We start from the raw sequence: 25,127 nt of genomic DNA, 5'->3' as shown, positions 1-25,127 counted from the left end.
GGGAGTGGGACGCTGGTGGCATGACGCTGACACCGGTGAGTCATGCCACCAGTGAGAGCCGCGGCGCGGACCGCTGGCTGCTGCGCTTCGAGGTGCACGTGCCCAGTGCGTACGAGGCCGTGTGGCCCGCCCTGACCACGGCGGACGGGCTGCGCGGCTGGCTGGCCGCGGCGGACGTGCTGGAGCGCAGGCTCGGCGGGGCCGTCACCCTGCGCTGGCTGAACAGCGGGACGACGGTCTCCGGCCACGTCACGGCGTGGGACGTCGAGCGGGTCGCCGAGTACACGGTCAGCGAGCACGGCCGGATCCGCTTCCACCTGGAGGCGGTCGGCACGGACTCGACCGTGATCCGCTTCCTGAACGAGCGGGCCGGCACGTACGAGGACCGCCTCGACTGCCTGGCCGGCTGGCACCACCACTTCGAGCTGCTGGAATCCGCCCTACAAGGCCATCCGACGGACTGGTCCCGGTGGACCGACGCCCGCTGGGCGGAGCTGCGCGCCTCCTACGGGTCCTTCTCCAGGACGTAGGCGCTGCGCGCGTCCGGATCGCCGTAGAAGAAGTACAGCTCCAGCGCCTGCCGGTGGTCGCGGCGCATCTCGAAGGTCCACTTGTACAGGTCGGGCAGGCGCAGGCGCACGTGCTGGCCGTAGTTCCAGCCGGCGGGCTCCCGGCTGATGAGCTTCCAGGTGCCGGTTCCGGAGAGCCGCCAGCCGTGGTCGTAGTCCCGCTCCTGCCCGTTGAGCAGGGTGACGGTGGCCGTCCCGTCGGCCCGGAAGACGACTTCGGTGCCCTCGACGCAGCGCCAGGTGCCGACGATCTCGTCGGCGCGGGCGTCGTAGACGGCGGGGGTGGAGCGGTGGGTGTGCGGATTGCCGCCGGCCATGGCGAGCAGGGCGGCGACGGCGACCCCGTACGCGAGCAGATTGCGCAGGATCGTGTCGACGACCCGCGGTCCCCCGCTGTTCCTCGGCATCCGCCCATTCTTGCAGCCGCCTTGAACGCGTTCAATGCCAGACGGGCCGCAGGGGCGGGAGGTCTCCGTCCCCGTTGAGCGCGCGCAGCAGGCCGGTGAGCTCCCCGCGCAGGGTGGTGAGGTCGACGCGGGTGCCGAGCTCCGCCTCCAGCTCGTGCAGGATGCCTCCCGCGACGGCCAGGTGCTCGTACGCGGCCCGGGTCAGGACCACCAGCTTGCGCCGGCCGCCCTCGGGGTGGGGCTCGCGCCGCACGTAGCCCCGCTTCTCCAGGTCGTCCACGAGTTGCCCGGCGGCCTGCTTGGTCACCCCGAGCCGTTCGGCGAGCTCGGTGGCGGTGGCCCCGGGCCCCTTGAGTGCCTGGAAGGCCATGCCGTGCGCGGGCCGCAGGTCCCCGTACCCCGCCGCGTCGACGCGCCGGGTGAACTCGCCGATCAGCAGCTGGAACCCGAGTCCGAGCAGGAAGCCGAGCTCGATGCCGGTGTCTTGTTCTCTGGTCACGGAAAACATGGTGACACGAACGAGTCAAGCTGCTTTACTCATTGGGCCGAGTAAAGCAGCTTGACTCACGAGAAAAGGGCTCCCTCATGCGTGTCATCACCACCTCGCCCGAGCACGTCACCACGACCCCGAACGCCGTCATGACCGGCCTGGCCGCCCCCAGCCGGGGCAGCTCCGAGCTCAGCACCTGGCGCGTGTCCATGGCCGCCGGCGCATCCGGCCCCGAGCACTCCATCGACCGCGAACAGGTCTGGACGGTCACCGCGGGCAGCGTGCAGGTCACCTCGGCCGGCCGCACGGAGAAGATCGCGGCGGGCGAGACCCTGGTCCTCCCGCCGCACGTACCGCGCCGCGTCCACGCCTCGGAGACGGCCGAGGCCCACGTCGCGATGCGCTCGGACGCCCTGGTCACGGTCCCGGGGGAAGCGGAACCCCGCGTCCTGCCCTGGGCCCGGTGACGGGGACCGTCAGTCCTTGTCCTTGTCGCGGTCCTTGTCGCGGTCCTCGCTGAGGGAGCGCAGGAACTCCGGGTTGTCGTCGGGTGCGACCCACTGCGTCCGGCGCGCCCGGCCACCGCCGACCGCGGAGCGCTGCCGGCCCGCGAACAGCCACACCACCGGTCCGACGATCGAGAACAGCAGGATGATGATCACCCAGACCACCTTGGGGAGGTGCTTGACCTCTTCCTCCGGCGTGTTCAGGCAGTCGATGAAGGCGTAGATGGTCAGCGCGATGATCAGCAGGAACGGCAGATAGCGCAGCACGGTGTGGGACCGACTCCCCAGCAGTGACGGGGGACCCGCCTCGGGCCCCGGTGACGCTCCCAGGCTAGCCGGTGACGGATACTGGCCCCTATGGCTTACGACGATCTCCGCTCGCTGCTCCGGGCTCTGGAGCGAGAGGGCGACCTCAAGCGCATCAAGGCCGAAGTCGACCCGTACCTGGAGGTCGGGGAGATCGTCGACAGAGTGAACAAGGCGGGGGGTCCCGCCCTCCTCTTCGAGAACGTCAAGGGCTCGGCGATGCCGCTGGCCATGAACGTCTTCGGGACCGACCGCCGGCTGCTCAAGGCCCTCGGCCTCAAGTCGTACGGCGAGATCAGCGAGAAGATCGGCGGCCTGCTCAAGCCGGAGCTCCCGCAGGGATTCATCGGCGTGCGCGAGGCCTTCGGCAAGCTCGGCTCGATGGTGCACGTGCCGCCGAAGAAGGTGAAGGGCGAGTCCGCGCCCGTCCAGGAGGTCGTCCTCACCGGCGACGACGTGGACCTGGACCGGCTCCCGGCCCTGTTCACCTGGCCCAAGGACGGCGGGTCCTTCTTCAACCTCGGCCTCACCCACACCAAGCACCCCGAGACGGGCGTGCGCAACCTCGGCCTCTACCGCCTCCAGCGCCACGACAAGCGCACCATCGGCATGCACTGGCAGATCCACAAGGACAGCCGCAACCACTACGCGGTCGCCGCCAAGCGCGGCGAGCGCCTCCCGGTCGCGATCGCCTTCGGCTGCCCGCCGGCCGTGACCTACGCGTCGACCGCGCCGCTGCCCGGCGACATCGACGAGTACCTGTTCGCCGGGTTCGTCGCGGGCAAGCGCATCGAGATGGTCGACTGCAAGACCGTCCCGCTCCAGGTCCCGGCCAACGCCGAGGTCGTCATCGAGGGCTGGCTGGAGCCGGGCGAGATGCTCCCGGAAGGCCCCTTCGGCGACCACACCGGCTTCTACACCCCGCAGGAGCCGTTCCCGGCCCTGAAGATCGACTGCGTGACGATGCGCAAGCGCCCGCTCCTCCAGTCGATCGTCGTCGGCCGCCCGCCCACGGAGGACGGCCCGCTCGGACGTGCGACGGAGCGTTTCTTCCTCCCCCTGCTCAAGATCATCGTGCCGGACATCGTGGACTACCACCTGCCCGAGTCGGGCGGCTTCCACAACTGCGCGATCGTCTCGATCGACAAGAAGTACCCGAAGCACGCCCAGAAGGTCATGCACGCCATCTGGGGCGCCCACATGATGTCGCTGACCAAGCTGATCATCGTCGTGGACTCCGACTGCGACGTCCACGACCTGCACGAGGTGTCCTGGCGGGCCCTCGGCAACACGGACTACTCCCGCGACCTCACCGTCGTGGAAGGCCCGGTCGACCACCTCGACCACGCCTCGTACCAGCAGTTCTGGGGAGGCAAGGCGGGCATCGACGCGACGAAGAAGCTCCCCGAGGAGGGCTACACCCGCGACGGCGGCTGGCCCGACATGGTGGAGTCCGACCCCGCGACGGCGGCCCTGGTGGACCGCCGCTGGAAGGAGTACGGCCTGTGAGCCCCATCGGCGTGGAGGGCCCCGAGCTCGTCATCGGCACCGAATCGGTCTACGTGGCCCTGCTGCGCCCGGAGATCGACCCGACCCAGCCCGGCGTGCGCCTCGCCGCCGAGCAGGCGGGAGTGACACCGGAGGAGTTCGCGGGCCCCGGCAACATCTGGGCGCTGATGCTCGACGTGGACGGCGAGGGGGACGGCTTCGAGCTGCCCGGCGCACGGGACATCGAGGCGGACGACTTCGCGGAGCAGCTCCAGCGGGCCCTGGCCGCGGGTGAGCCGTTCACGGCCGAAGCGGGGAACTTCCTGCGCCTGGACGCCCGGCCGGTGGCCGACGCGTGGCAGATCACCGCATCCGTAACGCCGCCGGAGGGCCACGACGGCGGCCCGCAGACCCTGGAGCTCGGCGCGCTCCCGGCGGCGGAACTCCTCGCCGACCTCGAAGACTTCCGGAGAGCCCTCGCATGATGACGACCGCCGACGGAGTCATCGGCCCCGGTTCCGCGCCGCAGGCACCCGGCAAGGTGAAGGCGTTCCTGCGGCTCGTGATGATCGAGCACTCGGTCTTCGCGCTGCCCTTCGCCTACATCGCGGCGCTGACGGCCATGTTCCGGCTCGACCGCTCCATGCACTGGGCGGAGCTGCTGCTCGTCACCGTCTGCATGGTCGGGCTGCGGACCTTCGCGATGGCCGCCAACCGGATCATCGACCGGGAGATCGACGCCCGCAACCCCCGTACCGCCGGGCGCGAGCTCGTCACCGGCGCGGTGTCGGTCCGCTCGGCCTGGACCGGGGCCGGGATCGCGCTGGCCGTCTTCCTCGGCTCGGCGGCGCTGCTGAACCCGCTGTGCCTGGCGCTGGCGCCGATCGCGGTGATCCCGATGGTGGTGTACCCGTACGGCAAGCGGTTCACGAACTTCCCGCACGCGATCCTGGGCCTGGCCCAGGCGATGGGTCCGGTCGGGGCCTGGCTCGCGGTGACCGGCGAGTGGTCCTGGGACGCGGTGATCCTGGGCCTGGCGGTGGGCGTCTGGATCGGCGGCTTCGACCTGATCTTCGCCTGCCAGGACGTGGCCGCGGACCGCGCGGACGGCGTGAAGTCGGTCCCGGCCCGCTTCGGTGTCCCGGCGGCCCTGTGGGGCGCGCGCGGCGCGCACGCGGTGACGACGGTCCTGCTGGCCTGGTACGCGCTCGCGACGGACGCGGGCCCCTTCTTCTGGTTCGGCCTGCTGGTCGTCGTCGGTGCCTTCCTGTACGAGCACACGATCGTGAAGCCGCACGACCTGTCCCGCCTGAACCGGGCCTTCTTCACGGTGAACGGCTTCATCGGCATGGCCCTCTTCGCCTGCGCCCTGGCCGACCTCGTGGCCCGCGGGCTCACGCTGTAGCTCGATGGTGTGGCCGCCGCCGGAACTCGTGGTCCGCAGTCCGGCGCCGTGAGTAGCGTGCGGCCTACCATCGAGTGCATGGACAGGGAGGCCAACGTGACCGTTTCGGAGAGCGACCGCCTGCACTCACAGCTCAGCCGGTTCGAGGACATGTTCCCCGGGTACCGGATGGAGATCGTCGAGGGCGCCATCGTGATGAGTCCGGTCAGGCCGTACCACAACGAGACGATTTGGGGGGTCCGGGATGACCTGAAGCCCCAACTCTCTGAGGACTGGGCCTTCATCAGCGATGTGGCTGTGCCCATGGACGGCGACAACGAGTTCTGTCCGGACCTCGCGGTGATCCCGAAGGCGGAATGGCGCAAGAACCTCACCGCCTACGCGCCGGACCTGATCGAGCTCGCCGTCGAGGTGGTGTCCCCGAGCAGCGTCCGCAACGACTACGAGGTGAAGGACCGGGCCTACGCGCGCGCCGGCATCCCCCACTACGTGATCTTTGACCCGTATCGGGCCGAGTGCGTGAAGCTCTGGAACCCGGGACCCGACGGCTACCGGGGCCGGGACACCTTTCCCTACGGCGGAACGGTCACCGTCCTGACCGACATCGGCAAGCTGCTGATCGGTACCGCCGAACTGCCCGTGGACCCGGGCGCGAGCGCCCCGTAGGGCCTACTCGCGCAGGGGGCGGCGGGGGAAGAGGAACGCCGAGGCGACGCCCGTCAGCAGGCCGAAGAGGTGGCCCTGCCAGCTGACCGTCGTGTTCGTCGGCAGGATGCCGGTCAGGATCGCGGTGCCCCAGTACGCGGCGATCGCGACGGCGACCAGCACGCCCAGCGGGCGGCGTTCGACGAAGCCGCGGACCAGCAGGTAGCCGAAGAGGCCGAAGACCAGGCCCGAGGCGCCGGCCGTCACGGTGTCCGCCCCGGCGACCAGCCAGACGCCGAGTCCGTCCACCGCCACGACCACCGCGCAGAGCGCGAGGAACCGCCGTATCCCGCTCAGCGCGGCGACGAAGCCGAGGACCAGCAGCGGGACGCTGTTGGACGCCACGTGGTCGAAGCCGAAGTGGAGGAACGGGGCGAGCGGGATCCCGCTCAGGCCGTCCACCGACCGCGGAGCGATCCCGTACGCGTCCAGCGCGTGCCCGGTGACCAGGTCCACCACCTCGATCAGCCACAGCAGGGCCACCCAGCCCAGCATCAGCTTCCCCGCGGCTCCGGCCCGATCCGTCCGGCTCCATTCATCGAGACGCATGCCCGCCCCGCTTGCCTCGGCCATGTCCTGAAACCCCCACCCATCGACGCTCGGGCCACCTTACTCAGCGTCGTCCGCCGGTGGCCGGATAGTCTCGGAGCTATGACTGACGGCAAGCGCACCCCGTGGGTGGTCGGGGTTTCCGGGGCGTCCGGGACGCCGTACGCGGCGGCGGTGATCCGGGGACTGCTGGCGGCGGGGGAGAGCGTGGACCTCGTGGTCAGCCGCGCCTCGCGGCTGACCCTGCTCGACGAGACCGGGATCGCGTTCCGAGACGCGCACTGGCGGGACGATCTCGCCACCTGGCTGGAGCGGGGAGCGGACGGCAAGCCCGCGACGCATCCACGGCCGGAACTGGACGATGTCCGCTACTGGGGCGCCGGCGACCTGGCCGCCGGGCCGAGCTCGGGCTCGTACCCCGTGAAGGGGATGCTGATCGTGCCGGCGTCCACGGCCTGTGTGGCGGGTGTGGCGCTCGGGCTGTCGAAGGACCTGCTCCAGCGCGTCGCGAGCGTGACGCTCAAGGAGCGGCGGCGACTGGTGGTCGCGGTGCGGGAGACCCCGCTGAACGGGCAGACGCTCAAGCATCTGGTGGCGCTGGACGAGGCGGGCGCAGTGGTGCTGCCCGCCTCTCCGGCGTTCTACGCGGGTGCGACGCACATCCAGGACCTGGTGGATTTCGTCGCGGGGCGGGTGCTGGATGCGGCAGGGGTGCCGCACCGGCTGTACCGCCGGTGGGAGGGGAAGCTCGGTGGAGCGTCCCGCCCCCGGGAGGAAAACGGTGGCTAGCGCGGGAACTGGCGCGGCGACTAGCGCTTCTTGGCGCGGACGACGCCCGGCTTGCGGGTCCGGTCGACGTTGCGCGCGGCGGCGGGCTGGTGGGTGCGGGATCGGTTGGCCAGCTCCTGGAGCTGTCGCATGTGCGCGTAGGCCATCTCGATCGTGTACACGGTGAACCACTCCTGATGTCGTCAGATCAGCGAGATCATCGCCGATCTGTTGAAAGATTCACAGGGTGTTGACCCTGTGCGCCTTTGATTCTATACGTAAACTTGCGGGATCGCCGAATAATGGAAGGCTCCAGGTATATGGACGCGGTGGATAGGCAGCTCATCCAGGCACTTCGTGAGAACGGACGTGCCTCGTACGCGGAGCTGGGCCGGCTCGTCGGCCTCTCCGGCCCCAGCGTCACCGACCGGATCAACCGGCTCGAATCGGCCGGCGTGATCACCGGCTACCGCGCGACCGTCAACGCGGCCTCGCTCGGCCTCGGCGTCACGGCGCTCATCGGCATCTCCCTCTCCGACGCCGCGGACCACGAGGACGTGGCCCGCCGCCTGCGCGACCTGGCGGAGATCGAGGACTGCTGGTTCATCGCCGGCGACGACTCGTACATGCTCAAGGTCCGCGCGGGCGACGTGGACGGGCTGGAGCGGATCATCCGCAAGCTCTCCAGCACCAAGGGCGTCTCGCGCACCCGTACCACCATCGTGCTCTCCACGAAGTGGGAGAACCGGGTCGGGGACCTGCCCGAAGAGGGCTAAGAGTACGGTGGGTGGCGGTTGCAGGCAGGACAGGACCCGTAGAGGAGACGACCGGAATGGACGCTGGGCTCAAGCGTGAGCTGGAGGACAAGGTTCGCTCCGGCGAGCGGCTGACCCGTGAGGACGGCATCGCCCTCTACGAGTCCGACGACCTGGCCTGGCTGGGCGGCCTCGCGCACGAGGTGCGTACGCGCAAGAACGGCGACGTCGTCCACTTCAACGTCAACCGCCACCTCAACATGACGAACGTGTGCACCGCCTCGTGCGCCTACTGCTCGTTCCAGCGCAAGCCGGGCGAGAAGGACGCGTACACGATGCGCATCGAGGAAGCCGTACGCCTGGCCAAGGCCATGGAGAACGACAACCTCACCGAGCTGCACATCGTCAACGGCCTGCACCCGAGCCTGCCGTGGCGGTACTACCCGCGCTCGCTCTCCGCGCTGAAGGAGGCGCTGCCGAACGTCTCGCTGAAGGCGTTCACGGCGACCGAGATCCACCACTTCGAGACGATCTCCGGGATGTCGGCCTCCGACATCCTCGACGAGCTGATCGAGGCCGGTCTGGAGTCGCTCACCGGCGGCGGCGCGGAGATCTTCGACTGGGAGGTCCGCCAGCACATCGTCGACCACAAGACCCACTGGGAGGACTGGTCGCGCATCCACCGTCTGGCGCACTCCAAGGGCCTCAAGACCCCGTCGACGATGCTCTACGGGCACATCGAGGAGCCGCGCCACCGCGTGGACCACGTGCTGCGGCTGCGCGAGCTCCAGGACGAGACCGGCGGCTTCCAGGTCTTCATCCCGCTGCGCTACCAGCACGACTTCGTGGACATGCAGGACGGCAAGGTCCGCAACAAGCTCCAGGCCCGTACGACGATGGCGACCGGCGCGGAGGCGCTGAAGACCTTCGCGGTCTCGCGGCTGCTCTTCGACAACGTGCCGCACGTGAAGGTCTTCTGGGTCATGCACGGTGTGCAGACCGCCCAGCTGGCGCTCCAGCACGGCGCGGACGACATGGACGGCTCGGTCGTCGAGTACAAGATCACGCACGACGCGGACAACTACGGCACGCCGAACAAGCTCGGCCGTGACGATCTGCTGGAGCTGATCCGCGAGGCCGGCTTCCGCCCGGTCGAGCGCAACACGCGCTACGAGATCATCCGCGAGTACCCCGGCCCGGACGCGGACCTGCGCGAGACCCCGCAGGCGATGCGCGTCTGACGCACCGTCGTAGCTCCCTGAGCGCCCTGGTCCGCATGCCGGACCAGGGCGTCTTTTTGCTGGACCGCCCCCGCCGGTAATAGATACTCTGGCGCAATGGCCCTTACGTTCACTCTGGACCCGCAGATCGACCCGGCCCTGCACGAGGCCCTCCTCGACCTGTGGACGGACGCCTCCAACGCCGGCGGAGCCGTGGGTTTCGTCCCGCCGGTCGTCCGGGACGACATCCGCCCCCAGCTGATCAAGCAGATCGGCATGGTCGCCGACGGTCAGATGCGGCTCCTGGTGGGCCACGACGAGGGCGGGCTGGCCGCCGTCGCCTTCCTCGGGATCAACCGGCACGCCCTGATGGGCCACTGGATCTGGCTCTACACGGTGATGGTCCATCCGGACCGTCAGGGCCGGGGCTACGGCCGCCGGCTGATGGCCGAGTCCGCCGACCGCGCCCGCGCGATCGAGGGCGTGGAGGCCATCCGCCTGTCCTGCCGCGGCGGCCTGGGTCTGGAGCACTTCTACGCCGCTTGCGGCTACAAGGAGGTCGGCCGCGTCCCGGGCGCGATCCGGGTGGCCCCGGGCGACGACCGCGACGACATCACGATGCTCCTGCCCCTGCACTGACCCCGGCGGGTGACCCCCGGCGGGTTTGTCCGTACCTGCGCCGTGCTTCACTGGACGGGCACGCCGCCGAGTACCGACGAGAGAGAAGGGGTCACCGTGTCCCTCAAGCCGAGCGCGACGATCCGCTACACCGCGATGCGGCTGGGCATCTTCGTCGGATGCCTCGTCCTGGTCGCCGTCCTGGTCAACGTGGGCTGGGTGCCCGCCGGCCTCGGTGACGCCAACCCCGCCTGGGTCGTGCTGCTCGCCCTCGTGATCTCCGCGCCGCTCTCCTTCGTGCTGCTGCGCAAGCAGCGCGACGAGATGTCCGCGCAGATCTCCGGACGCGTCGCGGACGCCAAGGAGAAGCTCGCCGCGAACCGCTCCCAGGAGGACGCGGCCGACGACGCCGCCCGCGCGTAAGGTCACGCCCGCGCGGAAGTTCCCGCGCCCGTGTTGACTGCGTCACACCCCGAACCACACCGAACCGCCCCCGCGCCGGGATCTGCCCTGCGCGCCGGGGCGGTTCGGCGTTTCGCGGGGGCTCCCTGACTCAAAGTGCACCTTTGAGATCCTCAAAGGGAAAGTGTTAGCGTGTTAAACATGTTGACCACAGTTGCGCACGAAATGACCGCGAGCGTCCCGCTCGTGGCGCGCCTGCACGTCGACCTCTGCCGCCGCGTGTCCGCGGCCTGTTGTGGCTGTCGCTGAGCCCACGCCGTTCTTCCTCTTCCCCCCTTCTTTGCGCATCACCCCCGGAGTGTGTCCGTGTCCGCGACCCCTCAGGCCCCCGCCAAGGCCTCTTTCAAGTTCCCGTTCTGGGCCCAGATCGTCACCGGCCTCGTGCTCGGTGTCCTGTTCGGCTGGCTCGCCCGCAGCCAGGACGTCAGCTGGCTCGCCAAGACCCTTGAGCAGGTCGGCGACATCTTCGTCCAGCTGCTGAAGCTGGCCGTGGCCCCGCTCGTCTTCTTCGCGATCCTGGTGTCGATCACCAACCTGCGGAAGGTGAACAACGCCGCCCGCCTCGCCTCGCGCACGCTGCTCTGGTTCATGATCACCTCGCTGATCGCCGTCGGCATCGGCCTCGCGATCGGCCTGCTGACCAACCCGGGCGCCGGCACCGGCCTCACCCCGCAGGACGGCAAGCTGCCCAAGCGCACCGGCTCCTGGCTCGACTTCCTCACCGGCATCGTGCCGACGGACGTCATCACGCCGTTCACCGAGCTGAACGTGCTCCAGATCGTCTTCATGGCCGCCGTCGCCGGTATCGCCGCGCTCCAGCTCGGCGACAAGGCCCAGCCGATCCTCACCGTCGCGGAGTCCGTCCTGGAACTCCTCCAGAAGGCCCTGTGGTGGGTCATCCGCCTCGCCCCGATCGGCACCGTCGGCCTGATCGGCACCGCGATCGCCTCGTACGGCTGGGAGCTCATCGGCAAGTACGCGACCTTCACCGCGGACGTCTACGTCGGCTCGGCGCTGGTCATGTTCGGCGTCTACCCGCTGCTGCTGGCGACGGTCGCCAAGGTCAACCCGATCCAGTTCTTCAAGGGCGCCTGGCCCGCGATCCAGCTGGCCTTCGTCTCCCGCTCCTCGGTCGGCACCATGCCGGTCACCCAGAAGGTCACCGAGCGCCTCGGCGTCCCGAAGGAGTACGCCTCCTTCGCCGTCCCGTTCGGCGCGACGACGAAGATGGACGGCTGCGCCGCGATCTACCCGGCGCTCGCCGCGATCTTCATCGCGCAGATCTTCGACGTCCAGCTGACGATCACCGACTACCTGCTGATCGCCTTCGTCTCGGTGGTCGGCTCGGCCGCCACGGCCGGCCTGACCGGCGCCACCGTCATGCTGACCCTGACCCTCTCCACCCTGGGCCTGCCCCTGGAGGGCGTCGGCCTGCTGATGGCGATCGACCCGATCCTGGACATGATGCGCACCGCCACCAACGTCGCCGGCCAGGCCCTGGTCCCGGTCGTGGTCGCGGCGCGCGAGGGAATCCTGGACAAGAAGGCCTACGAAACGGCCTCGTCCTCCCCGCTGGACGAGCGCACCCCGGTCGCCGTGGCCGCCTGACCGGCCCGGCCCTCCCGCAGCCCCCGCCCCCGTCCGGGCGGGGGCTGCGGTGCGTTCAGCCCGGGGACACCCCGCCGAAGTAGGCGATCGCGCCGAGGACGAGCGGTACGGCGTACCACCAGCGGTTCATGGTCCGCCGGTAGACCGGGAGGAGCGAGAGCAGCAGCCCGGCGAAGCAGATGCACAGCGCCACGGCGCCCATCGCGTACAGGTCGTCACGCGTGTGCTGATCTGCGGGTGCGACCGGGTCCGCGGCCAGCAGGAGGAAGCAGATGTACGCCGCGGGCAGGTAGATGAGGGCCAGCGGGACGCCCAGGACCCACTGGAGGCAGCCCCGGTCCTCGGGCAGGTCGATGCTCTCGCGCCCGTACGTCATCGCATCGCCTTCTTCACGTTGCCGAGGTTGTTCCGGAAATCATCGCCGTAGTCCTGGGCCTTCTTCGACTCCCAGTACGGGCCGCCGTTGTACCGGGCGGCGATCTCCTGCATCTGCGCCTCGGTCAGCTGGTCCGCCGGGACGTTGGCGTACCCGGTCTCCTCCTTGATCTGCGCCAGGAACCCCGCCGCGATGAAGGCGTTCTGCTTCGGGTCCTGGAGCGCGGACTTCACCACGTTGCGCTGCTGGTCCGTGAGGTTCTCCGGGTCGTAGCCCAGCACCTCCGCCCCGCGCCGCAGCTGCACCGCGATCGGCCCGAAGGAGGTCTCGTCCGGCTTGCCGCCCGCCCGGTCCGGCAGGTTCTCGGCCGTGACGGGGCTCAGGCCCCACGGGGCGTCGGCGGCCTGGCGGAAGAAGTCCACGCCGTCGTCGAAGATGCCCGGCTGGCCGCCGACCTCCTTCCAGGCGATACCGGCGACCATCTCCTCCGGCAGGCCCGCCCGCTGCGCCGCTGCCCGCAGGATCTCCTTGTTGTTGCGGATCCACTCCGCCCGGCCCTCGTCCGACTGCGGCGGGTCCCAGTAGTTGTCGTCCGCCTCCGGCAGGCCCGCCACCCGCATCCGGATGTCCCGCAGCTCGGGCGAGACCGGCTCGCTCCCCACCGGCCCGGTCATGTCCTTCTTCGGACCGCTGCCCGGCAGGTGCGTCAGGGGGTTCGTACGGGCTTCCGCCGCCTCGCGCCGGATGTCGGCCATCGCCGCGTACACGTCGACCCCGCCCCCGCCGCCCTTGACCTTGAACTCGGGCAGCAGTTCGTACGCCTGCTTCAGCGCGTGCACGCACACGCTCCGCGCCTCCTGCTCGGCCGTCTTGGCCAGGTGGAAACTGCCGCCCGCGTCGTCGTGCAGCCGGTTCGCCTCGTCGCGGATGTCGTCCACGTCCATGGTGATCTCGGCGAAGAAGTCCATGACGCCGGTCGTCGCCCGCATGTCCTCCCACTGGCACATCGGCTCCGCCTCCTGCGCGGTGCGCGTGATCGCGGTGCCCTTCGTCGCGATGAGCGCCGCGAGCTTGCGCTCGGTGCGCTTGCCGTTCGCGTAGTGCGACTTGGCGGTGGTCAGGGCCAAGGAGTAGGCGTGCAGGGCGCTGGCCGCCTTGTCGTACCCCTCGGCCATGTGGAGGACGAGCTGGCGGGCCTCCGAGAGGCGGGAGGTGTACGTGTGGCTGCCGTCGCTCTGCCACTGCGTACCGGTCTCGGCGCGCCGGGCGGGATCCTCGACCTGCACCAGCAGATCGCGCAGCCGCTTGAACTCGGCGGCGTTGCGCTCCACCAGCGCCGGATTGCACTCCTCCAGGAACTGGACGTCCTTGCGGTGGCTCAGGCTCACTTCGACTCCGGCTTCACGTACTGGCCGCCGTCGAGGATGCCGTTGAGGAAGTTGCGGGCGGTCCCGTCGTCCACCTGCGCGAAGCTGGTGCCGGTGGTCTTGAGCTTGGTGGCCAGGGCGGCGAACAGGTTGATCGTGTCCTTGAACTGGTCGTCGGCGAAGCGGGCGAAGCGCAGCGCCTCCGCCGAGACGTCCGCGTGGGCCCGGGGCGCGCGGGCCATGGTGCTCGCGTCGCCGTCGGGCCGGCCCTCGTGGAGGAGCGCGGCGATCTCGATCAGCAGGTTGGCGTTGCCGTTGATGGACTGCGCCCCGGCGACGAGGCTCCCGGCCGGGCTCCCCGCCGTGCTCGCGTCCGCGGGCACGTGGTTGAGGCGCATGGCGGGTGACGGCTGCGCGAGTGCGGCGGCCTTGTGCTGGGCCCATTCCGCGTCGAACGACATGTGTCCCCTGGTGAGTTGATAACCGGACAATGGCCAGAATCGACTGGTCATGTCCATGCTAATACGGGGATTTCCGGTCGTTCGGCCGGTGTTGGCCTGAAACTGGAGACGCGGAAGGGGAGTGTACGGTTCCAGGGCTCTCGGGTCGCCGCCCGACAGTCGGTCGCTCGTTGATCAACTGGCCTTATACCGTGGGGTGGTGACGGTACGAGAGATACGCGCGGCGGCGCAGATGATCGGGCGGCGCAACGCGCTGCGCTACCTGGCGATCGGGGTCGGCGCCTCACTGGTCGCGGCGTGCGGAGGCAAGGGCAAGGACCCCCTGCCCGGCACTCCGGCGGCCTCCGGCGGCGCGGCTTCGTCGTCCCCGGCTCCCGCGCCGGCCTCGTCGGGGCCGATCGCCCGGGCCTTCGACGCGTTCATCAAGGGCGACTGGAACCTGGAGTCGACCACCCCGAACGGCGAGACCGTGAAGGGGAAGGCCACCGTGAACGCGGACGGCGGCGGCAACTCCGGCTGGACCATCACCTGGACCAGCGGCCCCGCCCCCGTCACGTGGCACGGAGGCTGGCTGCTGCGCGGCGGCCACCTGGTCCTCGACGTGTACGAGGCCCCCAAGGGCGTGAGCCGGCTGACGGGCGGCCAAGCCCTGACCGTCCCCAAGGAGGTCGGGGAGGACGTCTCGCTGACCTTCCCCTGGCAGCCCCCGGGCCACAAGGACACCAGCGACGGCCAGGTGCTGAAGGTGACCTACAAGAACAACGTCGTGCGGATCGTCCACAGCGAGGGCGGGCACAGCGAATCGGTGCACGTCTGCACCCGCGCCTGAACTGTCGAAGTCAGCTGCCGGAAGCGTGGGCCACGAACCCGGCCCACGCGCCCGGCCCGACCGTCAGGTGGGGCCGCTCGATGTCCTTGGAGTCCCGGACGAGGACGGCGCCCGCAGTGGTGGCCACCTCGACGCAGTCGTTTCCGTCGCTGCTGTCGCTGTAGCTGCTCTTGTGCCAGGCGACCTCGACGCAGTCGTTGATGTCGCCGCTGTCGCTGTAGCTGCTCTTGAACCAGTCCAACTCGGCGTCGTGGATCATGTTTCTCCCAGCAGTTCCTCGATGAAGGCCCGCGATTCTCGGGGCGTAAGCGCCTGAGCTCGGATGATGCCATAGCGCAGCTCAAGGAGCTGGAGTTGCTTGGGATCGGAGACCGGGCGCCCGTAGAACACCCCGTCCGCTCGGCCCACCGCCGTTCCGTCGCCGAACTTCAGGAACTGGATCAGCCCCAGCATCCCGGCGTGATCCTCGCGGCTGGTCGGCATCACCTGGAACTCGATGTTCGGCAACTGGACTACCTCCAAGAGGTGTTCGAGCTGTCGGCGCAACACCATTGTGCCTCCGATCGGACGGCGGAGCGTGACCTCTTCCTGGACAATGCTGAGTGCCGGACCGGGAGACCGCTGGAAGATGGACTGCCGTGCCATGCGGGCGGACACCATCCGCTCCATCTCGTCCGATGTATAGGCGGGGCGCAGCGTTCGAAAGAGCGCCCGTGCGTATTCCTCGGTCTGCAACAGGCCATGGATGTTGTGGTTGTTGTAGGCGCCGATCTCGACGGCCTTGGCCTCCCTCTGCTTCAAGTCGCGGATGCGCTTCGGGTAGCGGACCTGCTCAAGGTCGACCTTCATCGCCTTGATCTTGCCGCCGGCGTTCAGTACCTCATCCGCCCGGTCCAAATACTCTGCGCGGGGGATCCGCTTCCCCGCCTCCACCTTGCGGACCTGGTCCTCCCCGTACTGGATGGCCGCTCCGAACTCGGCCGCCCGCATGCCGGCCGACTCGCGCCAGGTCTTGAGCTGGCGGCCCAGCGCGGCGACCACCGCCACGCCCTGTTCGTCCTCCGGGTCCACGTCCCAGCCGGGCTCTTCCGTACCGTCACTGTTGTCCACGCTCATGCGCGCCCACCTCCGACGAGCCGATGTCCTCAGCGCCCCGTACCCGTCAGGTCGGTCCGGACAGCCGCGACAGCGCTGGACAAGCACCGGACAAACGCGGGACGTACAGGCGGTGTTGCTTCCCACGGTACGCATGCGTGGCCACGCTGAGTGACGTGATTCCTCAACTCGTCGACTTTCACGTCCAGCTGTCCGCGACCCCGCGCGGAGCTCGACTCGGCCGCGTGCTGGCCGCCGAACAACTCCGCGCCTGGGGGCTCCCCCTGGAGGTCCCCGCGCAGATCATCGCGGAGCTCGCGACCAACGCCGTGACCCACGGCCGGGTTCCCGGACGGGACTTCAAACTCGCCCTCACCATCACGCCGGACACCCTCCTCATCGAGGTGACGGACGCCCGGGGCGACCGGATCCCGCAGATCCACGACGCGGGGCGGGGGCTCGTGCTGGTCGAAGCGCTCGCGGACCGTTGGGGCGTACGGGAAGGGCCGGTCCCGTGCAAGGTGGTGTGGGCGGAGGTGTCGCTCACCCCCGTGTCCCGGGGCTCCGCGATCCGGCGTGCTTAGACGCAAAAGACCAAAGAACCGGGGGAAAGAACCCACCAAACCCACCCCACCGGCCCCCGTCGCTCGGACGGGTGAACTGTGCCAACTCGGCTGGATTTCGGACCGGTTGGCGGGCATATGCTCGCCCCGACAACCGCAGACATGAGACGGCCCCCGGCGGGACTGGCATCCCGGTCGAGGGCCTGACCACTTAGGAAGTGGCTGCTTCCCCATGGCTTTTCAGCACCCTAGCGCGCCCTCGTGCGCCTCGTCCCGAGTTCCCGCCGGGACCCCCCGATCCGGTGTCATCCACGTCAACACGTGGCATGCCAGTCACTACACCGTGATCGGCAACCACCTCCTCCAGCACCGCGAGCTGTCGGCGACGGCGATCGGGGTGGCGGCGTACATCCAGTCGCTCCCCGAAGGCGCACCGGTCGGCATCAGGGCGCTCATGGGCCGCTTCCCGGAGGGCGAGATGCGCCTCAGCTCCGCCCTCAGGGAGCTGGAACGCCACGGCTACCTGGAACGCCGCCGCGAGCGGCTGGAGAACGGGCGGGTGGTGACCCGGACGTACTCGTACAACAAGCCGCCGACCGGCCCGGACGAGCCTCCGCCTCCGCCGCCGGACCGGGAGCCCGACCCGGACCCGGACCCGGCGCCCGATCCGGAGCCCGACCCGGACCCGGACCCGGGGCCCGAGCCGGAGCCCGGGCCCGGGCCGCAGTGGGTCGCCGACCCCGAACCCGGGCCGGCGCCGTACCCCGTGCACCCCGGCGCGGCCGATCTGCTGGCCGGCCTCCGCCGCTACGACCCCCGGCTCCTGCTGGCCGAGCGCGACGTACGGCGCCTCGCACCCGCCGTCTCGGCCTGGCTGGACCGGGGCGCGGACCCCGAGGCGGTCATCCTGGCCCTGACCACCAGCCTCCCGGAGCCCCTGCGCAGCCCCGCCTCCGTCCTCGCGTACCGCCTCAAGGCGCTGCTCCCGCCTCACCTGCCGGCGGCCCCGGCGGCCCCGGCGGCGAGGCCGATCAGACGCCCGGACCCCTTCCAGACCTGCGACGGCTGCGAACGCGCCTTCCGCTCCCCGCACCCCGGCCGCTGCCGCGACTGCCCGACACCGCCCGAAGTGCGCGCCGCCGCCTGAGCCGGGCCCTGTCGGGGTGGATGTGCTGCGCCGTCCGGCCGCTCCGGCGGGATGTCGCCGCGGGTGCGGCACCGGGGCGTGGTCGGCTGACCGGCGTCCCCACTGATCGACACCGAAAGGTGGTGCCCGGTGTACCGAGCGCGCTTCCTCACTGCGACGGCCTCGGGACCGTCGTCGAGGAGAAATGCCTCCCCGCGGTCACTTTCGTGTACACGGGTGCGACCCTTTCACGGTCGTCCCCCGCCCGGCCCGGGGACCGGGTGATGTCGTGATCAACCTGTCCGCGCCAAGGTGAATCCTGCTGGTCAGAAAGCCGCGGGAGCCGCTTCGGAGTGTGCGCGGTCCGGTTGCGGGGCATTCGACGCAGAGTAGCCTGGACTTGATCGACGCTGCCCGATTCTGGAGGTAGGCGATGTTCGTCCGACGGCTGCGGCGCCGTATGCCGCATCGGTTTGTTCTTCTCGGCAACGGCCGTTCGATTCGAGGCTTCAGCGGGGGGCTCTACGACGGCCATGGATATATGTCCTGATACAGCTCACCGTGTCGAACTCGGCCTGTCGCAGAGTCCGTGCGGCAGGCCGAGTTTGGAGCATGTGCGGTGGCAGAAGAGACCGACACTCTGGTGGCCATTACGCGGGTTCTGTCACCGCATTGCCGTGTCACCAGGACGTCCAGCGGTGCCCTGATCGCCGACTGGAGGCGGCGGACCCGTTTTCTCGGCATGACGACGACGGACGTTCAGAAATTCGTCGAGGGAAGCTCCGAGGAACGTGCCGAACTCGTCGCCGATCTCATCCGCGCCGGGTGTGCGACGGATCACCGGAAGGCGTACTCGGACGTCGAGGTCGGGCTCTGGCTGCGCGGAGTGCACCTGTCGATCCGGACCATGGGATTCGGGCGCGTCCTTCGGCTCCTGTCCGTGGCGGCCCCGGTGTACTCACGTGCAGACCCGCCTTCGGCGGACGAGGTGGCGCGGCTGAAACGGGCCGTGCGATCACACAGTCACAGAAGCTGGTTCGTGAACGACGACTGCAAGGCCGAGGCCGTGACGGCCTTCGTCCTTCTGCGGCGATGCGGCTTGAACGCCGTGCTCCACGTCGGTGTGCGCGAGCACCCGTTCGCCTTGCATGCCTGGAGCTCTTCGGGCGGCGTGTGCATCCCTGATGCCGATCCGCGGGGCCACGCGTTCGTGCCGGTTCTCTCGATCAGTTGCGCAGGGCAGTGACGTGCAAGCGCTCCGCCTTGACTGGGCAGAGGGTGCACCGAGGCTCCGGGCGGCCGAGGCCATGGCGCGGCAGGGACTCGTGACGACGGTCTCCTCACGGGCCGGCACCGCAGTGGTCGTCGGTTGGGTCGGCTCGCTCCGTGACCGCGAGGCGGGCGCGCGCGGGCTCCTGGACGACGTCGGCCGACCGGGAGCCACAGCACGTCTGCCCATCGGCGACTACGCGGCTGTCCTGGTGTGCCGCGACCGCATCGTGCTGATGCGCGACGACCATGCGCGCATTCCCCTGTTCTTCAGGGAGTCCGGCGGGCGCGTCAGCGCGGTGAGTACGTCGGCGCGCTGTCTGGGCGACGTCGAAGCGCTGGAACGCAGCTACTTCTGCCGGTTCCTGACGGGGAACATGGCGCAACCGCACTCGGAACTCACCCCGTTCTCCGGTGTGCACCGGATCCTCGGCGGCGAGGTGGTGGAGCTTTCGATCACCGGGCAGATGCGTGGTCGGGTGCGCAGACGCGCCCGTGGGGCCGACGCCCCGGGGGGATCGACGACAGACGGGCTCGGTCTCAGCGGGGCCGCGAAGGACCTGCGCCTCGCACTGGAGGACGCCGTCGGGCGCCGAGTGGGCCGGATGACGGCATGCCACGTCTCCGGCGGCATCGACTCCACCAGCGTCGCGTTGCTCGCAGCCCGTCAGCTGGGCGCGGGACTGGGCCACCCCGGGGACCTGGTCCTGCTCGCCGGGCGCTTCGACAGAGGAGAGCTGGCCGGGGAGCAGCCGTACCTCGAAGAGGCGATGAAGGAGATCTGCCGTCATGCACCGGCAGCCCGCCCGGTGATTCTGGACGTCGGCGACGTGGCTGACTTCGACGACTTCGAACACCACGCGGGAGACGCGGACGAGCCCCATGCGCACGCCTTCCGCGCCCCGTTCTGGAGCAGGCTCCACGGCAATGCGGCGGAACTCGGCTGCGACATCCTCATGACCGGTTGCGGGGCCGATCCGATCGCGGACGCCAACCCCCTCCACCTGCACAGACTGGCCCGCACGGGACAGCTCCGGCAGATGACGAAGCAGGCACGTGCCTGGGCCGCGGGCACCGAACGCGGCGTGCGTGACGTCGTCTACGACTACGTCGTGCGGCCGGCCCTCCCACTGGCAGCCGAACGGATCACTGCGTCGCTCGACCGCCGCGGGACCGTGCTGGGCGGCCTCGGCAGCTTCGCCCGCCCCCGCTGGCTGCGATACGGATTCGCGCGGGCCCACGGCTACCGTGAGGCGAGCATCGCGGAGAGCCGCTTCGTGTTCGGACGCAGGCCGGAAGAGTCGCTCTTCGAGGCGGCCAATTACCTCGCCGCTCCCGACCCGCTGTCCTGGCAGCGAGCACGGCAGGACGGATTCTTCCTCTCGCACCCCTTTCTCGACCGCGAGGTCATCACCACGATGCGCCGCTTCCGTGCGGAAGCCACGTTCCATCCGGGCCGTCCGAAGGCGGTTCTGCGCGAGGCCATGGCAGATCTGCTCCCCTCCCGGATCCGCGGCCGAGCGGTCAAGATCCCCTTCGACCAGCTCTACGCCCGCGGCTTGCGGGCACACGGCGACGAACTCATCGACCTCTGCCGCTCCGCGAGGCATCCGCTGGTCGCGGAGATGTTCGACATCGAGGTGCTGTGCCGGGCAGTGAGGGAGGCACGGCTCGGCGTGGGGAACGCGGAATCCTGGGATCGGATGAACAGCTCCCTCGCCCTTGTGGCGTGGCTGGAGCGATTGGACCCGCGATCCCGCGCGCTCGGTGCGGCAACGGCGGTCACCGACGGCTCTTGATGTCCCACAACGATCGCTGGATGGGGCCCGTCACGACATCGACGAGGCCGTACCGGTTGCTCACCGCGCGGTTCTCCGCGTCGGACGGCGTGCGATCTTCCTCGCCTTTTCGCGTGATGGATGAGAACACGGCTGCGCCCTGCGTGCCGAACTTCCAATAGACGGCGACGAAACGTGCGTCCATCGTATGTGCGTTGATCGAATTGTTTTCGTGCACCCTGCCGGTGTAGATGAGGGAGTCGAAATTCTCCTGTGCCTTCATCCAGTGGGGCACTTTTCCGCCGCTCCAGGAGTCCCTGTCGAATCGGACCGAATCCAGGCCGAGTCGGTCCTTGCGTGCGAAGCTCGCGGTGGCGTAGAAGGACACTTGATCGTACGGCGTGTCGATGGGCAGCTGTACCACCGTTCGAGTGACGAACGAGTCGCTTGCCTCGATCCAGTTTCCCTGGACCATCCATGGCTGCGCCGCCACCAATTGGCCGGCCTGGTGGATCTCCCTGCGGGAGAGCGGGCTTTTCTCCTGGGATTTACTCCACCGCTTGGCATCGTCCCGCCATTGCTGCCGGAGCCGGTCGTGCCCGCTCACCGTTACCTTTTGCCCCATGGCGTGGAACTCGGCGCCCATGACGTAGAACCCCACATCGCTGTGGTTGTCGAGCGTGATGTCGACCGGAATGGCGAATGATTTCCGGTCCATGCTCAATTCAGGATTCCCCATGGCCAGCTTGATGATGGGCCTGGCCCCGTGCTGGTACGGCTGATAGAGGTTTTGGTAGCCAAAATTGGCGATCGCGAATGCAGTGGAGGCGAGGACCGCCACGGCCAGCCGCTTCGGAGCGGGGATCTCGACCGACATCCGCCCCACGGCGAAGACGGCCCATGCGGAACCCGCAGTGAGCAGGATCGACGCCGTCATGTAGTACCGAGAGTCGCCGTTCGCCACCTCAAGCAGGACCATGAGATTGGTCAAGGCTGCCGCGACCGTGCCGGCCAGCGCGACGATTCCGGAGTGGGGGAAGCTGCCCCGGAACCAGTAGTCCATGACTGCGGCGCCGCCCAACAGTGCGGTGATCGAGGCCGCGATGAGGCCGGCGCCGGTGACGCGCCCCATGAAGGTCAGGGCCTCGTTGAGGTCTTCGACGCCGAACCGGCCCAGGTAGCCCGCCGTCAGGAGGAGGACCAGCAGGATCAATACCGGGGTCGTCCGTGACCGTTGGGTTTTCGCCGGTGCCCGTCCCGCCCGCAGGTACGAGCAGAGTCCGGACTTGGGTGGCGGGCTCACGTGATCACCTCCTGAGACTGCAAGCGGTGCGTTGTGCTCCGGATGTGCCGATGACGACCGCGACCGGCACGGTGTCGCCTTCCCGCACCGTTCCGGGCGGTCCGGCGCTGCGCCGAGGGCTTGAGCACCATCGTCCGTGCCGATCCGTGGGATCACCATCCGGATGCCTCTGGACGGCCCAACCGCAAGGGTCCGCGCCGGGTGGCCCCCAGGGGCCGGTGCTAGTCGTTGCCGTTGTCGAGGTGGGCCAGGAGGAGGTTGGGGTTCGACGGGACGGCGAAGTAGGAGGCGTTCGTCACGTAGACGGTCTTGTCGTGCAGGGCCACGGCGGTCGGGCCGGACAGGCCGTCCGGGGAGGTGAGGACGACGGCGTGGGTGCCGTTCGGGCGGACGAGGGCGACTTCGTCCGCCGTGATCAGCGCGGCGAGGGCCGTGTCGTCCTGTCCCGTGAAGGCGAAGTCGTCGATCCCGGCGAGTCCGGTCGCCCGGGTCTCGATCGAGCCCGCGCCGCCGTCCCGGCGTACCGGGATGCGCAGCAGGGTCTGGCGGTGGGTGTTGGACACCCAGACGGCGCCGTTGTGGATCTTGATGCCGTTGGCGCCGGCCCGGAAGCCATTGGTCGCGGGGAGCGGCTGGAGCGCGGCACCCGCGGCCCAGATCGTGGCCGGGCCGCCCTTCAGCGGGACGCGCCAGACGAGTCCGCGTGCCGAGTCGGCCACGTAGAACACGCCGAGCTTCTCGTCGAGGGCGAGGCCGTTGGGGAGCGAGTCCGCGGGAAGCTGCGCGATCTGGACGGGAGCGCCGCCGCGGGGTCCGATGCGCCAGACGCCGGTCTCGCTCGTTCCGGTGGCGTAGTTGACGTACAGGGTGCCGTCCTTGGCGCGCACGATCCCCATCACCACGGCCCCGCCGAGCAGCGGGGTGAGCGGGTCCGGGACTGCCGGAAGGACCGCGAGGAGCCGGGGGGACCCGTGCTGGTCGACGCGGACGACCTGCCGGGCGAAGGCCAGGGTCAGGTTCGCGGAGCCGTCGGGTTCGAGGGCGATGTTCTCCGGCGTCTCCCCGGCGTCGAAGCCGAAGTGCGCGACGGTGCGCACATCGGACAGGGCCGGCTCTCCGGCCGATGCGGCGGCGGGGACGAGCAGGGTGAAGGCGGCGGCGACGACCGTGGCGGTGGTGGCCAGGCGTGAGAGTCGGAACATGGGTCTCTCCTTGGGCGGCGCTGGGTGCCGGGGAACGCGGCACAAGGAAGAGGTGATGCCGCGACGGTGCGAAGTGGCGGCAGTCACGGCCGGAGGATCGCCTGCACGGGCCACGCCGTGGGGCCGGTTGGCACTGGGGCCGGTGGCCGGCGCGGCGCCGGGGGCGCGCGCCGGCCACCGTGGGGGCGGTCAGCGGGCGCGCTGGACCCGGCGTTCGTCCCATACCGGCTCGGCGGTCTCCCTGACGACCCCGTCCGCGCCGAAGACCAGGTAGCGGTCGAAGGAGCGCGCGAACCAGCGGTCGTGCGTCACCGCCAGCACCGTGCCCTCGTACGCCTCCAGCCCCTCCTGCAGCGCTTCCGCGGACTCCAGGTCGAGGTTGTCCGTCGGCTCGTCGAGGAGCAGCGCGGTGGTGCCGGACAGCTCCAGCAGCAGGATCTGGAAACGTGCCTGCTGGCCGCCCGACAGCTTGTCGAAGGGCTGGTCCCCCTGGCGGTCCAGCTCGTAGCGGCGCAGTGCCGACATCGCCCCGCCCCGGTCCTTGGCGTGCTCCGTCCAGAGGATGTCGACCAGGGTGCGCCCCGTGAGTTCGGGGTGCGCGTGCGTCTGCGCGAAGTGCCCCGGCACCACGCGCGCGCCCAGCTTCCGGCTCCCGGTGTGCGCGACGGGCTCACCGGCCAGCAGCCGCAGGAAGTGGGACTTGCCCGAGCCGTTCGAGCCGAGCACGGCCACCCGCTCCCCGTAGAAGACCTCCAGGGAGAACGGCTTCATCAGGCCCGTCAGCTCCAGGTCCTCGCAGACCACGGCCCGTACGCCCGTCCGGCCCCCTTGCAGGCGCATCGTGATGTCCTGCTTGCGCGGCGGCTCCGGGGGCGGGCCGATCTCCTCGAACTTGCGCAGCCGGGTCTTGGCCGCCTGGTACCGCGAGGCCATCTCGTCACTGCGCGCCGCGTACTGCTGCATGTCCTGCACGAGCCGCTTCAGCTGCGCGCGCTTCTCGTCCCAGCGCCGGCGCAGTTCGTCGAAGCGCGCGAACCGCTCCTCCCGGGCCTCGGGGAAGGTCCCGAAGCCGCCGCCGTGCACCCACACGTCGGATCCGGCCGGGCCGGGCTCCACGGCGACGATCCGCTGCGCGGCCCGCGCCAGCAGCTCCCGGTCGTGGGAGATGAACAGGACCGTCTTGCGGGTCTCCCGCAGCCGCTCCTCCAGCCACCGCTTGCCGGGGACGTCGAGGTAGTTGTCCGGCTCGTCCAGCAGGAGGACCTCGTCCGGTCCGCGCAGCAGCGCCTCCAGTACGAGCCGCTTCTGCTCGCCGCCGGACAGCGTCCGCACCTCGCGGAAGCGGGCGCGGTCGTACGGCAGGCCGAGGGCTGCCGTCGTGCACATGTCCCAGACGGTCTCGGCCTCGTACCCGCGGGCCTCGGCCCAGTCGCTCAACGCCTGCGCGTACGCCATCTGCGCGGCCTCGTCGTCCACCGTCATGATCAGGTGCTCGGCCGCGTCCACCGCTGCCGCCGCCTCCCGGATCCGCGGCTGCGACACCGACACCAGCAGGTCACGGACCGTGCGGTCGTCCCGCACCGAGCCGACGAACTGGTGCATGACGCCGACGCCGCCGCTGGAGGTGACGGTTCCGCCGTGCGGCCGGAGCTCGCCGGAGATCAGCCGCAGCAGCGTCGTCTTGCCCGCGCCGTTGGCGCCGACGAGGGCCGCCACCGAACCCTCGCCCACTCTGAACGAGGCATCGCCGAGCAGCACGCGCCCATCGGGCAGGTAGTACTCCAGGTGCGAGGCTTCCAGATGTCCCATGGTCCGGATCCTTGCCTGCCGTACGACGGCGGCACAACGCGTTTTCGGCGTGGGGGAGGGAAGGGGGTACGGGGGGTGCGGGCGAGGTGCTCG

30 protein-coding genes are annotated in these 25,127 nt (G+C 69.9%); 17 read left to right on the top strand and 13 right to left on the bottom strand.

Going from position 1 to position 25,127, the window contains the following annotated elements:
* Positions 1–20: 20 nt before the first annotated feature.
* Positions 21–530, top strand: coding sequence for an SRPBCC domain-containing protein (locus ADK52_RS30310; RefSeq protein ID WP_053693045.1), 510 nt, complete (start codon positions 21–23; stop codon positions 528–530).
* Here ADK52_RS30310 and ADK52_RS30305 read toward each other — a convergent pair.
* Together ADK52_RS30305 and ADK52_RS30300 are read right to left on the bottom strand one after the other, a co-directional pair.
* The gene (locus tag ADK52_RS30305; RefSeq protein WP_053693044.1) at positions 506–976 is read right to left on the bottom strand and encodes a hypothetical protein; all 471 of its coding nucleotides are present in this window, start codon (positions 974–976) and stop codon (positions 506–508) included. The two genes, ADK52_RS30310 and ADK52_RS30305, sit on opposite strands and share 25 nt — an antisense overlap.
* A gap of 31 nt (positions 977–1,007) precedes the next feature.
* Complete coding sequence (locus tag ADK52_RS30300; RefSeq protein ID WP_420714957.1) at positions 1,008–1,475, bottom strand: MarR family winged helix-turn-helix transcriptional regulator; 468 nt, start codon at positions 1,473–1,475, stop codon at positions 1,008–1,010.
* Between the two features lie 86 nt (positions 1,476–1,561).
* On the opposite strand from ADK52_RS30300, the gene ADK52_RS30295 reads away from it, so the two are divergent.
* The gene (locus tag ADK52_RS30295; RefSeq protein WP_053693042.1) at positions 1,562–1,933 is read left to right on the top strand and encodes a cupin domain-containing protein; all 372 of its coding nucleotides are present in this window, start codon (positions 1,562–1,564) and stop codon (positions 1,931–1,933) included.
* A gap of 9 nt (positions 1,934–1,942) precedes the next feature.
* Here the strand turns inward: ADK52_RS30295 and ADK52_RS30290 are convergent, their stop codons facing one another.
* A complete protein-coding gene (locus ADK52_RS30290) occupies positions 1,943–2,239 on the bottom strand; it encodes a PLD nuclease N-terminal domain-containing protein (protein WP_078988713.1) in 297 nt (98 codons plus the stop codon).
* A gap of 90 nt (positions 2,240–2,329) precedes the next feature.
* On the opposite strand from ADK52_RS30290, the gene ADK52_RS30285 reads away from it, so the two are divergent.
* The 4 genes from ADK52_RS30285 (at position 2,330) to ADK52_RS30270 (ending at position 5,837) form a co-directional block, all read left to right on the top strand.
* Positions 2,330–3,787, top strand: a complete 1,458-nt coding sequence (locus ADK52_RS30285) for a menaquinone biosynthesis decarboxylase (RefSeq protein ID WP_053693041.1) — start codon at positions 2,330–2,332, stop codon at positions 3,785–3,787.
* Positions 3,784–4,251 carry a hypothetical protein gene (locus ADK52_RS30280; protein WP_053693040.1) on the top strand — a complete coding sequence of 156 codons (468 nt, stop codon included), beginning with the start codon at positions 3,784–3,786 and terminating at the stop codon, positions 4,249–4,251. The genes ADK52_RS30285 and ADK52_RS30280 overlap by 4 nt, the downstream gene beginning before the upstream one ends.
* Positions 4,248–5,171 (top strand): menaquinone biosynthesis prenyltransferase MqnP, encoded by a 924-nt coding sequence (mqnP, locus tag ADK52_RS30275; RefSeq protein WP_420714956.1) that lies wholly within the window; start codon positions 4,248–4,250, stop codon positions 5,169–5,171. The genes ADK52_RS30280 and mqnP overlap by 4 nt, the downstream gene beginning before the upstream one ends.
* A 78-nt stretch (positions 5,172–5,249) precedes the next feature.
* Complete coding sequence (locus ADK52_RS30270; RefSeq protein WP_078988712.1) at positions 5,250–5,837, top strand: Uma2 family endonuclease; 588 nt, start codon at positions 5,250–5,252, stop codon at positions 5,835–5,837.
* Between the two features lie 3 nt (positions 5,838–5,840).
* Here the strand turns inward: ADK52_RS30270 and ADK52_RS30265 are convergent, their stop codons facing one another.
* Complete coding sequence (locus ADK52_RS30265; RefSeq protein ID WP_053693039.1) at positions 5,841–6,425, bottom strand: rhomboid family intramembrane serine protease; 585 nt, start codon at positions 6,423–6,425, stop codon at positions 5,841–5,843.
* Positions 6,426–6,527: 102 nt separating this feature from the next.
* On the opposite strand from ADK52_RS30265, the gene ADK52_RS30260 reads away from it, so the two are divergent.
* On the top strand, positions 6,528–7,214 hold the full coding sequence (locus tag ADK52_RS30260) for a UbiX family flavin prenyltransferase (protein WP_053693038.1): 687 nt from the start codon (positions 6,528–6,530) through the stop codon (positions 7,212–7,214).
* A gap of 20 nt (positions 7,215–7,234) precedes the next feature.
* Here the strand turns inward: ADK52_RS30260 and ADK52_RS43125 are convergent, their stop codons facing one another.
* On the bottom strand, positions 7,235–7,375 hold the full coding sequence (locus tag ADK52_RS43125; RefSeq protein WP_182508901.1) for a hypothetical protein: 141 nt from the start codon (positions 7,373–7,375) through the stop codon (positions 7,235–7,237).
* 138 nt (positions 7,376–7,513) lie between these two features.
* Here ADK52_RS43125 and ADK52_RS30255 point away from each other — a divergent pair, with 138 nt between their 5' ends.
* From ADK52_RS30255 to ADK52_RS30235, 5 genes are all read left to right on the top strand, one after another.
* A complete protein-coding gene (locus ADK52_RS30255; RefSeq protein WP_030161227.1) occupies positions 7,514–7,969 on the top strand; it encodes an Lrp/AsnC family transcriptional regulator in 456 nt (151 codons plus the stop codon).
* A 56-nt stretch (positions 7,970–8,025) separates the two neighbouring features.
* Entirely contained in the window at positions 8,026–9,189 is a 1,164-nt protein-coding gene (gene mqnE, locus ADK52_RS30250; protein ID WP_030864588.1) for an aminofutalosine synthase MqnE, read from the top strand.
* Between the two features lie 96 nt (positions 9,190–9,285).
* Positions 9,286–9,807 carry a GNAT family N-acetyltransferase gene (locus ADK52_RS30245; RefSeq protein ID WP_053693037.1) on the top strand — a complete coding sequence of 174 codons (522 nt, stop codon included), beginning with the start codon at positions 9,286–9,288 and terminating at the stop codon, positions 9,805–9,807.
* 135 nt (positions 9,808–9,942) lie between these two features.
* Entirely contained in the window at positions 9,943–10,209 is a 267-nt protein-coding gene (locus ADK52_RS30240; RefSeq protein WP_053693077.1) for a DUF4229 domain-containing protein, read from the top strand.
* Positions 10,210–10,548: 339 nt separating this feature from the next.
* On the top strand, positions 10,549–11,856 hold the full coding sequence (locus tag ADK52_RS30235) for a dicarboxylate/amino acid:cation symporter (RefSeq protein WP_182508582.1): 1,308 nt from the start codon (positions 10,549–10,551) through the stop codon (positions 11,854–11,856).
* A 55-nt stretch (positions 11,857–11,911) separates the two neighbouring features.
* Here the strand turns inward: ADK52_RS30235 and ADK52_RS30230 are convergent, their stop codons facing one another.
* From ADK52_RS30230 to ADK52_RS30220, 3 genes are read right to left on the bottom strand one after another with little or no spacing between them, the layout of a single operon-like run.
* Positions 11,912–12,232 carry a hypothetical protein gene (locus ADK52_RS30230; RefSeq protein ID WP_053693035.1) on the bottom strand — a complete coding sequence of 107 codons (321 nt, stop codon included), beginning with the start codon at positions 12,230–12,232 and terminating at the stop codon, positions 11,912–11,914.
* The gene (locus ADK52_RS30225; RefSeq protein ID WP_053693034.1) at positions 12,229–13,620 is read right to left on the bottom strand and encodes a hypothetical protein; all 1,392 of its coding nucleotides are present in this window, start codon (positions 13,618–13,620) and stop codon (positions 12,229–12,231) included. Before ADK52_RS30225 ends, ADK52_RS30230 begins: the two co-directional genes overlap by 4 nt.
* Complete coding sequence (locus ADK52_RS30220) at positions 13,617–14,060, bottom strand: hypothetical protein (protein WP_234344317.1); 444 nt, start codon at positions 14,058–14,060, stop codon at positions 13,617–13,619. Before ADK52_RS30220 ends, ADK52_RS30225 begins: the two co-directional genes overlap by 4 nt.
* Positions 14,061–14,259: 199 nt before the next feature.
* Between ADK52_RS30220 and ADK52_RS30215 the strand changes: the two genes are divergently transcribed.
* Entirely contained in the window at positions 14,260–14,889 is a 630-nt protein-coding gene (locus tag ADK52_RS30215; protein ID WP_159046061.1) for a hypothetical protein, read from the top strand.
* 10 nt (positions 14,890–14,899) lie between these two features.
* On the opposite strand, the gene ADK52_RS30210 is transcribed toward ADK52_RS30215, so the two are convergent.
* Both ADK52_RS30210 and ADK52_RS30205 read right to left on the bottom strand, forming a co-directional pair.
* Positions 14,900–15,148 carry a DUF397 domain-containing protein gene (locus ADK52_RS30210; protein WP_053693032.1) on the bottom strand — a complete coding sequence of 83 codons (249 nt, stop codon included), beginning with the start codon at positions 15,146–15,148 and terminating at the stop codon, positions 14,900–14,902.
* Positions 15,145–16,005: a helix-turn-helix domain-containing protein gene (locus tag ADK52_RS30205; protein WP_053693031.1), complete on the bottom strand. Its 861-nt coding sequence runs from the start codon at positions 16,003–16,005 to the stop codon at positions 15,145–15,147. The genes ADK52_RS30210 and ADK52_RS30205 overlap by 4 nt, the downstream gene beginning before the upstream one ends.
* Positions 16,006–16,142: 137 nt before the next feature.
* Here ADK52_RS30205 and ADK52_RS30200 point away from each other — a divergent pair, with 137 nt between their 5' ends.
* From ADK52_RS30200 to ADK52_RS30185, 4 genes are all read left to right on the top strand, one after another.
* Positions 16,143–16,568, top strand: coding sequence for an ATP-binding protein (locus ADK52_RS30200; protein ID WP_234344316.1), 426 nt, complete (start codon positions 16,143–16,145; stop codon positions 16,566–16,568).
* 322 nt (positions 16,569–16,890) lie between these two features.
* Positions 16,891–17,694, top strand: coding sequence for a helix-turn-helix domain-containing protein (locus ADK52_RS42600; protein ID WP_159046060.1), 804 nt, complete (start codon positions 16,891–16,893; stop codon positions 17,692–17,694).
* A 598-nt stretch (positions 17,695–18,292) separates the two neighbouring features.
* The gene (locus tag ADK52_RS40660; RefSeq protein ID WP_078988710.1) at positions 18,293–18,919 is read left to right on the top strand and encodes a lasso peptide biosynthesis B2 protein; all 627 of its coding nucleotides are present in this window, start codon (positions 18,293–18,295) and stop codon (positions 18,917–18,919) included.
* Positions 18,858–20,741, top strand: coding sequence for an asparagine synthase-related protein (locus ADK52_RS30185; protein WP_234344315.1), 1,884 nt, complete (start codon positions 18,858–18,860; stop codon positions 20,739–20,741). The genes ADK52_RS40660 and ADK52_RS30185 overlap by 62 nt, the downstream gene beginning before the upstream one ends.
* On the opposite strand, the gene ADK52_RS30180 is transcribed toward ADK52_RS30185, so the two are convergent.
* The 3 genes from ADK52_RS30180 to ADK52_RS30170 form a co-directional block, all read right to left on the bottom strand.
* Positions 20,725–21,933, bottom strand: a complete 1,209-nt coding sequence (locus tag ADK52_RS30180; RefSeq protein ID WP_234344314.1) for a hypothetical protein — start codon at positions 21,931–21,933, stop codon at positions 20,725–20,727. The two genes, ADK52_RS30185 and ADK52_RS30180, sit on opposite strands and share 17 nt — an antisense overlap.
* A 311-nt stretch (positions 21,934–22,244) precedes the next feature.
* The gene (locus tag ADK52_RS30175) at positions 22,245–23,225 is read right to left on the bottom strand and encodes a hypothetical protein (RefSeq protein ID WP_053693028.1); all 981 of its coding nucleotides are present in this window, start codon (positions 23,223–23,225) and stop codon (positions 22,245–22,247) included.
* A gap of 189 nt (positions 23,226–23,414) precedes the next feature.
* Positions 23,415–25,034: an ABC-F family ATP-binding cassette domain-containing protein gene (locus ADK52_RS30170; protein WP_053693027.1), complete on the bottom strand. Its 1,620-nt coding sequence runs from the start codon at positions 25,032–25,034 to the stop codon at positions 23,415–23,417.
* Between the last annotated feature and the right edge of the window lie 93 nt (positions 25,035–25,127).

This window comes from Streptomyces sp. WM6372 (assembly GCF_001279655.1).
In the GTDB taxonomy this organism is placed as follows: Bacteria; Actinomycetota; Actinomycetes; order Streptomycetales; family Streptomycetaceae; genus Streptomyces.
The sequence above is the reverse complement of the archived record's forward strand: the minus strand, read 5'-3'. Positions and strand labels throughout refer to the sequence as shown.